The sequence below is a fragment of the Vibrio frigidus genome, from assembly GCF_042465995.1.
GTDB lineage: Bacteria > Pseudomonadota > Gammaproteobacteria > Enterobacterales > Vibrionaceae > Vibrio.
Genome location: NZ_JBCDMC010000003.1, coordinates 324822 through 339182, shown reverse-complemented (window position 1 = coordinate 339182; position 14361 = coordinate 324822). Strand labels below are relative to the sequence as shown.

10 protein-coding genes are annotated in these 14361 nt (G+C 41.1%); 9 read left to right on the top strand and 1 reads right to left on the bottom strand.

The features are described from left to right. The first annotated feature begins 59 nt into the window (after positions 1–59). The 6 genes from AACW90_RS07190 (at position 60) to ilvN (ending at position 7784) form a co-directional block, all read left to right on the top strand. A complete protein-coding gene (locus tag AACW90_RS07190) occupies positions 60–593 on the top strand; it encodes a phosphatase PAP2 family protein (RefSeq protein WP_390232709.1) in 534 nt (177 codons plus the stop codon). Continuing rightward, on the top strand, positions 590–1636 hold the full coding sequence (locus AACW90_RS07185) for an MJ1255/VC2487 family glycosyltransferase (protein WP_390232708.1): 1047 nt from the start codon (positions 590–592) through the stop codon (positions 1634–1636). Before AACW90_RS07190 ends, AACW90_RS07185 begins: the two co-directional genes overlap by 4 nt. Before the next feature lie 482 nt (positions 1637–2118). After that, the gene (gene leuO, locus AACW90_RS07180) at positions 2119–3081 is read left to right on the top strand and encodes a transcriptional regulator LeuO (RefSeq protein WP_390232706.1); all 963 of its coding nucleotides are present in this window, start codon (positions 2119–2121) and stop codon (positions 3079–3081) included. Between the two features lie 235 nt (positions 3082–3316). After that, entirely contained in the window at positions 3317–5134 is a 1818-nt protein-coding gene (locus AACW90_RS07175) for an AMP-dependent synthetase/ligase (protein ID WP_390232704.1), read from the top strand. Positions 5135–5571: 437 nt separating this feature from the next. Next, entirely contained in the window at positions 5572–7290 is a 1719-nt protein-coding gene (locus AACW90_RS07170; RefSeq protein ID WP_390232702.1) for an acetolactate synthase 3 large subunit, read from the top strand. Continuing rightward, positions 7290–7784: an acetolactate synthase small subunit gene (gene ilvN / locus AACW90_RS07165; RefSeq protein WP_195704408.1), complete on the top strand. Its 495-nt coding sequence runs from the start codon at positions 7290–7292 to the stop codon at positions 7782–7784. Before AACW90_RS07170 ends, ilvN begins: the two co-directional genes overlap by 1 nt. Before the next feature lie 631 nt (positions 7785–8415). Here the strand turns inward: ilvN and pykF are convergent. Beyond that, positions 8416–9828, bottom strand: coding sequence for a pyruvate kinase PykF (pykF, locus tag AACW90_RS07160; RefSeq protein ID WP_390232700.1), 1413 nt, complete (start codon positions 9826–9828; stop codon positions 8416–8418). A 422-nt stretch (positions 9829–10250) separates the two neighbouring features. On the opposite strand from pykF, the gene AACW90_RS07155 reads away from it, so the two are divergent. The 3 genes from AACW90_RS07155 (at position 10251) to dhaK (ending at position 14343) form a co-directional block, all read left to right on the top strand. Beyond that, entirely contained in the window at positions 10251–11015 is a 765-nt protein-coding gene (locus AACW90_RS07155) for a DeoR/GlpR family DNA-binding transcription regulator (RefSeq protein ID WP_275134882.1), read from the top strand. Between the two features lie 62 nt (positions 11016–11077). Continuing rightward, complete coding sequence (glmS, locus tag AACW90_RS07150) at positions 11078–12910, top strand: glutamine--fructose-6-phosphate transaminase (isomerizing) (RefSeq protein ID WP_390232698.1); 1833 nt, start codon at positions 11078–11080, stop codon at positions 12908–12910. A gap of 374 nt (positions 12911–13284) precedes the next feature. Beyond that, complete coding sequence (dhaK, locus tag AACW90_RS07145; RefSeq protein WP_390232696.1) at positions 13285–14343, top strand: dihydroxyacetone kinase subunit DhaK; 1059 nt, start codon at positions 13285–13287, stop codon at positions 14341–14343. Positions 14344–14361 lie beyond the last annotated feature (18 nt).

The following is a 14361-nucleotide window of genomic DNA, read 5'->3' as shown; positions in this document are numbered from 1 at the left end:
TCGTTGTCATTTAGATCGAATAAATTATTTGATGTAATGTAACCAGTGAGGACGACAATATGCGAACGATGGAGCCAATTGCTAGATTCGATCTAGCGATCTCTCTGTTCTTTCTACAGCATCGTTTCAGTCACGATGTTGCGCGAGTGGGTAAAGCCATTTCACATACAGGTGATGGTCACCTATACGTATTGATTGGACTGTCAGCATTACTCATAGATAAAGAGGCTGGCCATTTGTTTCTTGGTGTAGGTCTATTGGCTTTCGCTATAGAACTGCCTATTTACTGGTTAGCTAAAAATAGTATCCGTCGCAAACGGCCAGACGCGCTGTCGAATCAATTAAATTCATATATTACCCCTTCAGATAAATACAGCTTGCCTTCAGGGCATACTTCTGCGGCTTTTGTCATGGCGACGCTATTAGGACAATTCTATCCTGACTCTTATTTTATGGCACTAATTTGGTCGACACTCGTCGGCGCCTCTCGTGTTGTACTCGGTGTCCATTTTTTAACAGATGTCGTTGTTGGCGCTGCGTTAGGGGTTGGCTGTACAACGTTTGCGTTTTACTTGTTAGGCGTTCAGTTTTGAAAATTTTGTATGGTGTACAAGGTACCGGCAATGGCCATATTACTCGATCTCGGGCAATGGCATGTGCACTAAAAGAAAAAGAGGTATCGGTAGACTTCTTCTTCTCTGGGAGAAACAAATTAGAGTATTTCTCTATGGAGGCGTTTGGTGATTACCGCGCTAAGAAAGGGATTAGTTTTCTTACTGAGCAAGGGCGAGTTAATTATGTTAAAACGGCCTTAAATTGTTCTCCTTGGCAGTTCTTAAAAGAGATCAAAGCACTGGATCTTTCTCGTTACGATTTAGTGTTGAATGATTTTGAACCTATTAGTGCTTGGGCTGCGAAGAAACAAAACGTGCCTTGTATTGGAATGAGCCATCAAAATGCATTCAGATATGAAGTGCCCAAAAAAGGCAATAATTGGTTAGACAACAGACTTATCCAACATTTTGCTCCTTCAGATATCCATATAGGGTTGCATTGGTACCATTTTGACCAACCGATACTACCGCCGATTGTTCATACCGACAAAACCCATAAAGTTGAAGCGGGCAGTCATGTGCTTGTCTACCTTCCATTTGAAAGTATTCATGACATTACCGATCTCTTGTTGCGCTTTACGGGTGAAAGTTTTGTTTGCTACCATCCAGATATCAAAAATGACCAGATGATCGAAAACATAGAGTACAGGATACCATCGTATACTGGTTTTCAAAAAGAGTTGCACCGTTGTCAGGGCGTGATAGCCAACGGCGGTTTTGAACTTCCTTCAGAGGCATTATCATTAGGAAAAAAACTGCTTTTAAAGCCGCTTTCTGGACAATTTGAACAAGAAAGCAATGTGGCGACGCTAGAAAACCTTGGTTTGGCTCACTCTATGGATTACCTAGATCCAACGGCGGTTAGAAATTGGCTGGATGTAGGCCAAGCGGAATGTGTGAAATACCCAGACGTAGCAAGGTATATTGTTGATTGGATAGTTGCCGGTAACTGGCAATCGAGTGACAATTTGAGAAAGTCGTTGTGGGAGCAGGTCGATTTTCCTAGCTACACCGCTATTTGAAAGTAAACTTACTATCAGCCGTAAACGACTAACAATGAGTTAGTATGCACATAGGTGAATATTTTTATTAGCAATTATCATGTCAAAAAAAAGTCAAAATGCTATTAATTTCTAATGCACAGTTAGTCAGAATTCCTCTAATTTAGTTCATAAGACCAATTTTCCATCCACCATTATTGCTTTTGTCATGCGTTTGCCGAATGATTTCCCACAACTTCATTGCTTTAGGTTATTTATATAATTTTAGGTTTTCTTGTAAGCATTTAAAATATAAAGATATTTTTTCTAATGAGATAAAATAAAGTAATTATTTATAAAGCTTATTGAATTAACCTAACCTATTGACGGATAGTTGTATCACACGGACAACAGGCTGTTGTTACGACAAGTATACTAACTACATTCTAGGTTCCTAACTCAGTGACAACCGTGTAATAGCGATATTCACTAAAGCAACGTAGAAAAACTTATGAGGCACATAAATGCACAATAAATCCGAATCAAATAATGTTGCACCTAGCCACAGAATGGAATCTACGCTACGAGGAGTGGACTTAAATTTGTTAACTGTTTTTGATGCAGTTATGCAAGAGCAAAATATTACTCGAGCTGCGCATAATTTAAACATGTCTCAACCGGCAGTAAGTAATGCGGTTGCGCGACTTAAGGTTATGTTTAACGACGAACTATTTATGCGACATGGTAGAGGCATTCAACCAACACAAAGAGCTCGTCAGTTGTTCGGGCCGGTACGTCAAGCATTGCAATTAGTTCGTAATGAACTTCCAAGTTCTATTTTTGCGGCTCAAACCTCAAGCCGACTATTTAAGCTGGCAATATGTAGCCCAAGTGATGTGCGTTTTGCACCGAAAATCTTAACCGGTATCGGGGAGCAAGCACCAAATATTCGCTTACACCTAGACGCTGAATTTGATGCAAATTTGAATGAAAAAATGCGTTTTCAAGAAGTTGATTTCGTTATCGATTACGCACGCTTTGAAGAGCAAGGCTTTTCAAGCACTGAAATTTTTAGTGATGAACTCGTTGTCGTGGCTGCGTCTTCGCACCCTAGAATCAGTGATGCTATCTCTGAGCAAGAATTGTTAGCTGAAAAACATGCTAAGTTATCGAAACTGAATGGCATGCGTAGTTTCTCAGAACAAGCATATAAAGGCCTTGAATGCAGTGCTGCGTATATGGGGACAAGCCTTAGCAATGTCCTTTATGTCGTGAGTCAGTCAGAGTTGATTACAGTTGCTCCCCGATGGTTAGTAGAAAATCTGTCAGATAGACTCGATTTAAAGGTGATGGATTTCCCACTTGAGAGCAACAAAATAGATGGGTTCTTAAGCTGGCATGATTCTAGTGAGAAAGACCGAGGTCATATCTGGATGCGAGATCAGTTAATGCTAATTTGCGGTGAAGCGGTCGCTAAATCAAATTAGATTTGCCTAAAATAAGAACAAAAAGCCCCAACAAGAGAGAGTCTTGTTGGGGCTTTTTCAGTTCTAGAGCAACAAGAGTTTGACTTCAAAACCAATTAATTTATTCAGATAGTGCCTAATACACAAATTTGTCAATTTACGCTATCTAGAAGGCCTTCATTTGTTGCCTTTTCTAATGCTAAATGTACACTTGTCGGCAGATTAAGCTTACATGTGTAAGCCAAAGGTAAATAAAATGGCCAATTTAGATTTTCATCTCGTAAAACGTATTAGAGAGCAAGTTGCAAAAGGCGGAGACAAGATAGCGCTTCGTCATAAAGTTGCAAATGCATGGAAAGGCATCAGCTGGAAGCATTTTGGTGAGCAACTAGATCTGTTGTCTCTCGCACTGCTGGCGCAAGGGGTTAAAGCTCAAGACAAAGTCGGTATTTTTTCAAATAATATGCCTCGCTGGACCATGGCCGATGTCGGCTCGTTACAAGTGAGAGCGGTAACGGTTCCAATTTATCCAACGAATACCGCAAATCAGTCCGCATTTATTCTTCAAAATGCTGACGTAAAAATTCTTTTCGTTGGTGAACAGCCACAATATGACGCAGCTGTTAATATTTTTGATGATTGCGATGAGCTAGAGCTTATCGTTGTTATGTGTGATGACGTTGATCTACAAGATAATCCGCATGCGATTAAATGGGATGACTTTATCGCGAGAGGTTCACAAGAATACCAGAAAACTTTAGATCTCCGATTAGACGAAGCGAATTATGAAGATTTATTTACTCTAATATACACCTCAGGGACGACAGGACAGCCGAAAGGTGTCATGTTAGATTATTCGAATATGGCCTCTCAGTGTGAAGGGCATGACCTTAAGATGACATTGACGGAAGACGATGTATCGCTGTGTTTTCTGCCTTTGTCACATGTCTATGAGCGTGCTTGGAGCTTTTACGTGCTCTATAAAGGTGCAACGAATTGCTACCTGCAAGATACAATGCAGGTCCGTGATGCACTAGCCGATATTCGTCCTACGGTAATGTGTGCCGTTCCTCGTTTCTACGAGAAGATATTTGCCGCTATCCATGAAAAAGTATCTCGAGCGCCTGTGCATCGTAAGATGATTTTCACTTGGGCTGTAAACATGGGAGCACGCATCGCGGTCTGTAAGCAAGAGGGCCGAGAGCCTTCATTCATACTTAAAAAGAGCTTTAAGCTCGCAGACAAATTAGTCCTCGCTAAATTGCGTGCATTGCTTGGTGGCAACATCAACTTTATGCCTTGTGGTGGGGCGAAGTTAGACGCAACAATCGGTCGTTTCTTCCATGCAATTGGCATAAACGTTAAGCTCGGTTATGGCATGACAGAAACAACGGCAACGGTTTCTTGTTGGGATGATGGGATATTTAACCCAGATTCTATCGGTACCACTATGCCTGGCGCACAAGTGAAGATTGGCGAAAATAGTGAAATCCTTGTTCGCGGTCCAATGGTGATGCGTGGCTATTACAAAATGCCAGAAGAGACAGCAGCAACATTTGATGAAAATGGCTTCTTAAAAACAGGCGATGCTGGTGAATTTGATGAAAACGGATGCCTTTTTATTACTGACCGCATCAAAGAATTGATGAAGACCTCCGGCGGGAAATATATAGCGCCACAAGTGGTAGAAGGTGCTATTGGTAAAGATCATTTCATAGAGCAAATCGCGGTTATCGCCGATACACGTAAATTTGTATCTGCGCTTATTGTACCTAGTTTTGAATCGCTCGAAGAATATGCCAAAGAACTTAACATCAAATACCACGATAGAATGGAGCTACTTAAACACAGCCATATTGTGGAAATGTTAGAGAAAAGAGTTGCTGAACTTCAAAAGGACCTAGCTAAATTCGAACAGGTTAAGAAATTCACATTGTTGCCCAAAGCATTTTCAATGGACAAAGGTGAGTTAACGCCGACGCAAAAATTGCGCCGAAAGGTTATTCACGAGCGTTACGAAGAAGAAATTGAAGACATGTATACAGAGAAAACAAAGAAAAAAAATGACAAATAGCTCAATAGGCTAATGAGTATAATGACTTTGTGATTAAAGCCCGTTGAAGCGAAAAATTCAACGGGCTTTTTTATTGAGGTTAAACCTAGCTGATTACTTTTTGTTCTGCTAATGTTTCCAATGTTAGAGTTAATCACTAATAAATTGAAGAATAATAGCGGATGGTCGTTTTTTACTGTTTGCTATTGATTTCAGCGACGATAAGATTGAAATTAAGGACTCAGTATTGAGGGTATGCCTTGTACTGATTCATGGATATATTGTGAGCTTTTACGAACTCTTAGAGGTTCTAAACATCTAAAGCTCAATATTTTAGGCTACGAATAAGCCCTAACTATGTAATACGACAATTAGTAGGTCATTGGTCACACACCAAGATACCACGAGCTTAGGGCTTATCAGCTGCAGCTAATTGGACGTATTAAGGAGAGAAAACAATGGAAATGTTATCCGGCGCGGATATGGTTGTTCGTTCGTTATTAGACGAAGGCGTTGAACACATCTTTGGCTACCCTGGTGGCTCAGTTCTTGACATCTACGATGCACTTCACGAGAAAAGCGATATTGAACACGTACTTGTACGTCATGAGCAAGCCGCTGTGCATATGGCAGATGGTTACGCGCGTGCGACAGGTAAAACCGGCGTAGTACTTGTTACTTCTGGTCCTGGAGCAACCAACGCGATTACAGGTATCGGCACCGCTTATATGGACTCTGCCCCTCTCGTCGTACTTTCTGGCCAAGTACCCGGCACACTTATTGGTAATGATGCATTCCAAGAGTGCGATATGATTGGAATTTCACGTCCCGTCGTAAAACACAGCTTCTTAGTGACGGATCCTAAGAAAATCCCTGAGATAATAAAAAAAGCATTCTATTTAGCATCAACTGGTCGTCCCGGCCCTGTTGTTGTTGATCTCCCAAAGGATATGTTAAATCCGCTGCTTAAGTTCCCATATGAATATCCAGAATCAATCAAGATGCGCTCGTATAATCCAACAATGACTGGTCACAAAGGGCAAATTAAAAAAGGCCTAAAAACGTTGTTGGAAGCTAAAAAGCCAGTTTTATATGTAGGTGGTGGAGCAGTAATATCTGAATGTGACAAACAATTAATTCAATTAGCGGAAAGACTGAATTTACCAGTGGTAAGCACATTAATGGGATTAGGTGCTTTTCCTGGAACCCATAAAAATGCGTTGGGTATGTTGGGTATGCACGGGCTTTATGAAGCCAATATGGCGATGCATAATTGTGACTTAATCTTCGGTGTGGGTGTTCGTTTTGATGACAGAACGACAAACAATGTAGAAAAATATTGTCCAAATGCCAAGGTAATGCATATTGATATTGACCCTTCTTCTATCTCTAAGATCATTAGGGCGGACGTTCCAATCGTTGGTTCTGCCGATGTCGTTTTAGATGCGATGCTGAAACTTCTGGATGAGCAGAATGGTTCGAATGACGTAGAAGCTATTGATAGCTGGTGGAGTGACATCAATCAATGGCAAGCTCGTAGCTGTCTGAGTTATGAAAAGTCGCCAGATAAAATAAAGCCTCAAGAAGTGATTGAAACGCTATATAAATTAACCAATGGTGAAGCTTATGTCGCGTCAGATGTGGGCCAGCATCAGATGTTTGCTGCTCTTTACTATCCGTTTGATAAGCCGCGTCGTTGGATAAACTCTGGTGGTTTAGGCACGATGGGCTTTGGACTACCCGCTGGTATGGGCGTTAAATTTGCTATGCCAGATGAAGAGGTGGTAATTGTGACGGGTGATGGCAGTATTCAAATGAATATCCAAGAATTGTCGACGGCTCTTCAATATGATATTCCCGTTAAGATCATTAACCTAAATAACCGATTTTTAGGTATGGTTAAGCAGTGGCAAGATATGATCTATCAAGGCCGTCATTCTTCTTCTTATATGGATTCCGTCCCAGATTTTGCTGCTATTGCTGAAGCTTACGGACATGTTGGCATTCGTATTTCTTCTCCGGATGAATTGGAATCAGAGCTAAAACGTGCTTTGGATATGAAAGATAGATTGGTTTTTGTAGACATTACAATAGATGAAACTGAGCACGTATACCCAATGCATATCAAAGGCGAAGGTATGGACAAAATGTGGCTAAGTAAAACGGAGAGAACCTAATGAGACATATAATTTCACTGCTACTTGAAAATGAAGCCGGATCTCTTTCTCGTGTTGTTGGTCTTTTTTCTCAGCGCGGATATAACATTGAATCATTAACGGTATCTCCAACGGATGACGAGACATTATCGAGACTAAACATCACTACCGACAGTGATGACATGGTACTTGAGCAGATAGAAAAACAGTTGAACAAATTGATCGATGTTTTAAAAGTACAAGAAGTGACCGAATATAACCATATTGAGAGAGAGCTTATGTTGGTTAAGGTTAAGGCAAGCGGAACCGTGAGAACAGAAGTAAAACGAACAGCGGATATCTTTCGTGGTCAGATAGTTGATATCACACCCGCTTTGTACACCATCCAATTGGCGGGTGATAGTGATAAACTCGATGCCTTTATTAGCACTATTTCGGATGTAACAGAGGTCGTTGAGGTCGCGCGATCTGGTGTCGTCGGTATTGTTCGCGGTGAGCGAGCTTTGAAAGCTTAATACGTTAAAATTTCCGCAATGAAATAAAGCCTTCTATTGGATAGAAGGCTTTATTTTTGAATGAAAAACGTTTATCAATGTTACTAAATAGTTGATCAGAAAAATGTGCTCGATGGAGTGAACATCAATAGGTATGGACATCTATTTCTTAATATTGCCATCTCACGTTTAATACGTAATAACGAGCGTTTTGTCACATATTTGCAACAACTAGACTAAAGTATAATTTTAAAAAATATTTAAGCTACACTTATAAATAAACAGATTGATTATTTTTTGAACGATTGGTTTGTTTTTGGTAAAACGCGAGATCTTCGGTCTAGTAATAAAGTCATACAGTCTGGGTATATGAGGCACAGTATGTTGAACAAATCACTAGTAAGAGTAACCGTCGGAAGCTTGGTTATCCTTGGTATTAATATGAGTGCAATTTATTTTTTACCAATGGTTCTACTTTTAAATACACATCATAAAGAGTTTTTCGGATGGTAAAAATCGGGGGGGATCCCCGGTTTTTTATATCTAAGCCCTATCAATACGTTGTATTTGTCTGCGACTTTAGTCTGATTATTTTCTTTGGCACAAAAAAAGAGGGCTAAATAGCCCTCTTTTTAAATTCAATATTTGAATTTTATAGTACGTGTACAGATGCGGTGTTTGTCGTACCTGAAGCAACGAGTGCACCAGAAACCATGACGACGATATCACCTTTCTTACCAAGACCAGTATTTAGCGCAAGCTCTTTACCGTTAACATAAAATTCGTCAGTGTTAGCGATTGAATCAACAACCACTGGACGAACACCTTTAGTAAGAACTAACTGTGCTGCTGTTTTCTTGTTAGTAGTTAGCGCAAGAATATTTGCAGTTGGGAAGTATTTACGTACTGAACGAGCAGATTTACCACCGTCAGTTGCAACAACGATAAGTGGAGCGGCTAGTTTTTCAGCTGTGTCTACTGCACCTTTACATACTGCTTCAGTGATACGTAAACGTGGGCTATCTAAGCGATCGCCGAGTTCAGCTTTTAGTACTCTATCTGTACGGTTACAGATTTGAGCCATAATTGTTACTGCCTCAACAGGGTATTTGCCTTTCGCTGTCTCACCAGAAAGCATTACTGCATCTGTTCCGTCCATTACTGCGTTAGCAACATCGCCCGCTTCAGCACGAGTTGGACGTGGGTTATTGATCATAGAGTCAAGCATTTGAGTTGCTGTGATAACCGTTTTACGTGCGCGGTTACATTTTTCGATCATCATTTTCTGAGCGAAGATTACTTCTTCAGCTGGGATTTCAACACCAAGATCACCACGAGCAACCATGATACCGTCAGAAGCAGCAAGGATAGCGTCGAAGTTATCAACGCCTTCTTGGTTTTCAATTTTTGAGATGATGTGAATGCTTTCGCCGCCGTTAGCAACGAGAAGCTCACGAATTTCTTTAACGTCTTCTTCTTTACGAATGAAAGAAGCCGCAACGAAATCTACGCCTTGCTCACAACCAAATTTAAGGTCAGCTTTATCTTTTTCGGAAAGAGCAGGAAGTTTAACTGAAACGCCAGGAAGGTTTACACCTTTGTTTTCGCCTAGAGCACCGTTGTTAAGAACTTTACATTTAACATCAGCATCAGTCGTTGCAATCACTTCCATTTCGATTAGGCCATCATCGATTAGGATAGTGTCACCAACGGTAAGGTCTTTAGAGAAACCCGCGTAAGTTACAGCAACGATGTCTTTGTTACCAACAACTGTAATGTCAGTTGTGAAAGTGAATTCTTGACCAGCGACTAGATCAACGTCATTGCCGTTTTCTAGTTTGATAGTACGGATTTCTGGGCCTTTAGTATCAAGAAGGATAGCAAGTTGCTTACCTTTAGTTTCCATCACAGAACGGAAGTTTTTGATACGTGTGCCATGCTCTTCGAAATCACCATGAGAGAAATTAAGGCGCATTACATTCATGCCAGCATCAACAAGTTGAGTTAATTTTTCTACAGATTCAGTCTTAGGGCCAATCGTACATACGATTTTGGTCTTTTTCATGGAAGATACTCTCCGGTAAGTATGTTTACATTTTAAAGTTTGGTTGTTGTTTAGAAGAACATAAGAAAGAAAATGACAACATTTTTGCTGCTATTTACATCAATCAATTCTGCTATCTAAACGAGCGTAAAATCTTTCATATAGTGTAGCCGTATTGCGGCAGCCTGCTATGGCTCAAATCACTATTTTTTTGCATTCTCTATGTTAAAGACGAAAAGTTGCAAAAAAATAACGGTTTTTTTTGTAATTAAATTTCTTTAGGGCGCGAATTCTAACAAAAAATCTGATCAAGATCACTGTCTAGAGTTGTTCTAGGACAAAGTTTACGCTCAAAATGTTTAATTTTTAGCTCGAAATAAATAGACAAATAAGTTTCAATTGAAATATAATACTTTCGTTTCGTAATATATAAGTTTCAGTCTATGACAAAAAGAAATACACAATTAAGACGGCACACGATAGCGAAGATCGTTTCAGAGTTGGGTGAGGTCAGTGTAGAAGCGCTTTCACAGAAATTTGATACCTCTGAAGTCACCATTCGAAAAGATCTGGCTTCGTTGGAAACCAATGGCCTTCTCCTAAGGAGATACGGTGGTGCTATCGCCATTCCTAAAGAGGTCGTTAATGATGAAAATATCGATAAAGTTTCGGATCGAAAGATAAAACTTGCGAAGTTGGCTGCTCAGCTAATTAAGGACCATAATCGCATTGTGATCGATAGTGGCAGTACTACTGGTGCCCTTATTCCGGAATTAAATTACAAACAAGGCCTAGTAGTGATGACGAATTCATTGCATGTCGCCAACGCCTTGAATGCGCTAGAAAACGAACCAACCCTTCTTATGACTGGTGGCACATGGGATATCAGATCAGAATCCTTTCAGGGACAAGTAGCTGAGTCGGTATTGCGGTCTTACGACTTTGACCAACTTTTTATTGGTGCTGATGGTGTCGACTTATTGCGTGGAACCACTACATTTAATGAGTTGATAGGATTGAGCCAAGTTATGGCGGATGTGTCTAGAGAAGTCATTGTTATGATTGAATCCGAAAAAATTGGTAGGAAAATTCCCAATCTGGAACTCGCGTGGCAAAGCGTAGATGTTTTGGTTACGGATGAGAATTTAAGCGATCAACAGAAACTAACAATCGAATCTAAAGGTGTGCGAGTCGTTCGCGCATCCTAATATTATTGTGAACGAATGACAGGTTCGCAAAGTACAAATTATTTGAAATTTGGAGAAATTACATGTGTGGAATAGTTGGTGCAGTAGCACAACGCGATGTTGTTGAAATTTTGGTAGAGGGCTTACGCCGGTTAGAATATAGAGGCTACGATTCTGCGGGTGTTGCAGTGGTTGATGCGGATCAGAAACTCACACGTGTTCGTCGTTTAGGTAAAGTGCAAGAGCTTGCTGATGCTGTGGCGCAACAAGATGTATTAGGTGGTACCGGTATTGCCCATACAAGATGGGCAACCCACGGCGAACCTTCTGAAATCAACGCACATCCCCATATTTCCGGTGACATCACCGTTGTTCACAACGGTATTATCGAAAACCACGAACCATTGCGTCACATGCTGAAACAACGTGGATACATTTTCGAGTCTCAAACGGATACAGAAGTCATCGCTCACCTTGTTGAATGGGAGCGTCGTAGTTCTGACACTTTGGTTGAAGCTCTACATAAAACGGCTGCTCAGTTAGATGGCGCTTACGGTACGGTCATTGTTGATCGTAACGACCCTGAGCGTTTGGTTGTCGCTCGTTCAGGCAGCCCAATTGTCATTGGTTTAGGTATTGGAGAAAACTTCCTTGCCTCTGACCAATTAGCACTTTTAAGTGTTACTCGTCGATTCATGTACCTTGAAGAAGGAGATGTCGCCGAAATTACTCGCCGTGATGTGCGTGTTATCGATGCGAATGGTGATGCGGTCGAACGTGAGGTTATAGAGTCTAATGCAGAGCATGACGCTGGTGATAAAGGTCAATACCGTCACTTTATGCAGAAAGAGATCTTTGAACAGCCAACCGCATTAAAAAGCACAATGGAAGGACGTATTACGCAAGATTCGGTCATTATTGAAAGTATCGGTGTCAATGCGTTAGAGATTCTATCTAAAGTTGAGCATGTTCAGATTATTGCATGTGGAACATCATACAACTCTGGTATGGCCGCAAGATATTGGTTTGAAGGTCTAGCGGGTGTCAGTTGTGATGTTGAGATTGCCTCTGAATTTCGCTACCGTAAGTTTGTCGTTCGTCCTAATAGTCTATTGATTACGCTTTCTCAATCGGGTGAAACAGCCGATACCTTGGCGGCACTTCGCCTTGCTAAAGAGAAGGGATACATGGCGGCAATGACTATTTGTAACGTATCGGGTTCTTCTTTGGTTCGCGAATCTGACTTTGCCTTTATGACTCGTGCGGGTACAGAAATCGGTGTTGCATCGACGAAGGCATTTACGACTCAGCTTGCTGCCATGCTCATGCTTGTGACCGCGATTGGTAAGCAGAACAAGCAAATTGATGCAGAAAAAGAGAAAGAAATCGTTCAGGCTATTCATGCATTACCTGTTCAGATCGAAGCAGCGCTTGCGTACGACAAAGAGATTGAAGCATTGGCCGTCGATTTTGCAGACAAGCAACACACTCTATTCTTAGGGCGTGGTGAGTTTTATCCCATCGCGATGGAGGCGGCGCTTAAACTAAAAGAGATCTCTTACATCCATGCAGAGGCATATGCAGCTGGTGAACTTAAACATGGACCGTTAGCACTTATTGACGCGGACATGCCTGTCGTTGTTGTCGCACCTAATAATGATCTTCTTGAAAAGCTTAAGTCGAACGTTGAAGAAGTGCGTGCTCGTGGTGGTTTGTTGTATGTGTTTGCTGACGAGAAAGCGGGTTTTGAAGCCGTTGAAGGCATGAAAATCGTGACTCTGCCACACGTAAATGAAATTGTTGCCCCAATATTTTATACGGTACCTATGCAGTTACTGTCTTATCATATCGCGCTTATTAAAGGCACCGATGTTGACCAACCTCGTAACCTAGCAAAAGCGGTCACAGTTGAATAATTAAGTAGCAAGCTAGACAGCGGTTTGTCAGTTAGTAATACAGATTGATTGTTTTTTTAACCTCCATTGAGTTTGACTTAGTGGAGGTTTTTTTATATCAGATGCAGTGTAGGAGCGTAGTTAAAACAGCAAGTGAATATGGGATGACGTGATTGAAGCTCTTGATAGAGCAGTTAAGAGAGCATTAACACAATAACCAAGAAAACTAAGTGTTTAAGGGTTAGTGATACAGTAAAATACATTCAGTATAGGCTAAAGTCTTTGGCTGCTGTTTTACTAAAAGAGAACTACCATGCTAATAGGCAAGATTCGTATCCAAATCGACCAAATTTGGAGCATGCTTTGGAATCCAAAAAAATTAGCGGGACAGAACAATGAAAAAACTAATAAATAACGTTGAAAATGTCGTACAAGATCAGCTCACTGGCCTTGTAGCATCTCGCCCAGAGCTTAAAGTGAATTACGAACCTCGCTATGTATGGCATGAGAAATCGCTTGGTCAAGTCGCATTAGTATCTGGCGGTGCGAGTGGTCACGAGCCTCTACACGTGGGTTTTGTGGGCAAAGGTATGTTGACAGGGGCTTGTCCTGGTGAAATTTTCATCCGTCCAACTATTGACCAAATGTATGAGTGTGCTAACCAAGTAAATTCAGGCGAAGGCGTATTATTTTTAATCAAAAACTACACAGGTGATGTACTAAACTTCGGAATTGCTGTTGAGCTACTTCATGCGGATGGTATAAAAGTAGGTTCAGTGCTTATTGATGATGATGTCGCTGTTATGGGTAGTTTATATACTTCAGGTCGCCGTGGTGTTGCAGGCACTGTGCTGGTCGAAAAAATTGTTGGTGCAGCAGCAGATAAAGGCTACTCACTAGAGCAATGTGAAGCGCTAGGTTGTCGGGTCAACAACAACTGCCGTTCCCTCGCCGTGGCTCTCAACGCATGTGTGGTACCAGCCGCGAGTAAACCATCATTTGAACTTGCGGATAACGAAGTTGAGTTCGGTATCGGTATCCATGGTGAACCAGGTATTGAACGTATCACATACACAAACGCTGACGAATTGGTAGACAAGATGTTCGTCGAACTTAGAGAGAACGAGGAATACAGCCGTACTCTGCGCATTTGGAACCGTAAAGAAGGTGAATGGGACGAGGTTGAGTCTTCAATCGAAAAGTTTGAAAAAGATCAAGACTATATCGCAATTATAAATGGTCTTGGTGGTACACCCATTTCTGAGTTATACAGCGTATACCGTCGTCTCGCGGAAATTTGTGAGAAAGAGCATTTCCATATCGTGCGCAACATGGTAGGGAACTACTGTACTTCCCTAAATATGGAAGGGGTGTCTATTACGCTTCTAAAAGTTGATAAAGAGATGGTAGAGCTATTTGATGCTCCAGTCGATACAGCGGCTATAAAATGGTAATCAAGGTTCCTAACAAGG

Bases quoted from the DNA above. Each gene is read 5' to 3' on its own strand.
- AACW90_RS07190 (WP_390232709.1), top strand. From the start codon at position 60: ATGCGAACGATGGAGCCAATTGCTAGATTCGATCTAGCGATCTCTCTG.
- leuO (WP_390232706.1), top strand. From the start codon at position 2,119: ATGCACAATAAATCCGAATCAAATAATGTTGCACCTAGCCACAGAATG.
- AACW90_RS07175 (WP_390232704.1), top strand. From the start codon at position 3,317: ATGGCCAATTTAGATTTTCATCTCGTAAAACGTATTAGAGAGCAAGTT.
- AACW90_RS07170 (WP_390232702.1), top strand. From the start codon at position 5,572: ATGGAAATGTTATCCGGCGCGGATATGGTTGTTCGTTCGTTATTAGAC.
- ilvN (WP_195704408.1), top strand. From the start codon at position 7,290: ATGAGACATATAATTTCACTGCTACTTGAAAATGAAGCCGGATCTCTT.
- pykF (WP_390232700.1), bottom strand. From the start codon at position 9,828: ATGAAAAAGACCAAAATCGTATGTACGATTGGCCCTAAGACTGAATCT.
- AACW90_RS07155 (WP_275134882.1), top strand. From the start codon at position 10,251: ATGACAAAAAGAAATACACAATTAAGACGGCACACGATAGCGAAGATC.
- glmS (WP_390232698.1), top strand. From the start codon at position 11,078: ATGTGTGGAATAGTTGGTGCAGTAGCACAACGCGATGTTGTTGAAATT.
- dhaK (WP_390232696.1), top strand. From the start codon at position 13,285: ATGAAAAAACTAATAAATAACGTTGAAAATGTCGTACAAGATCAGCTC.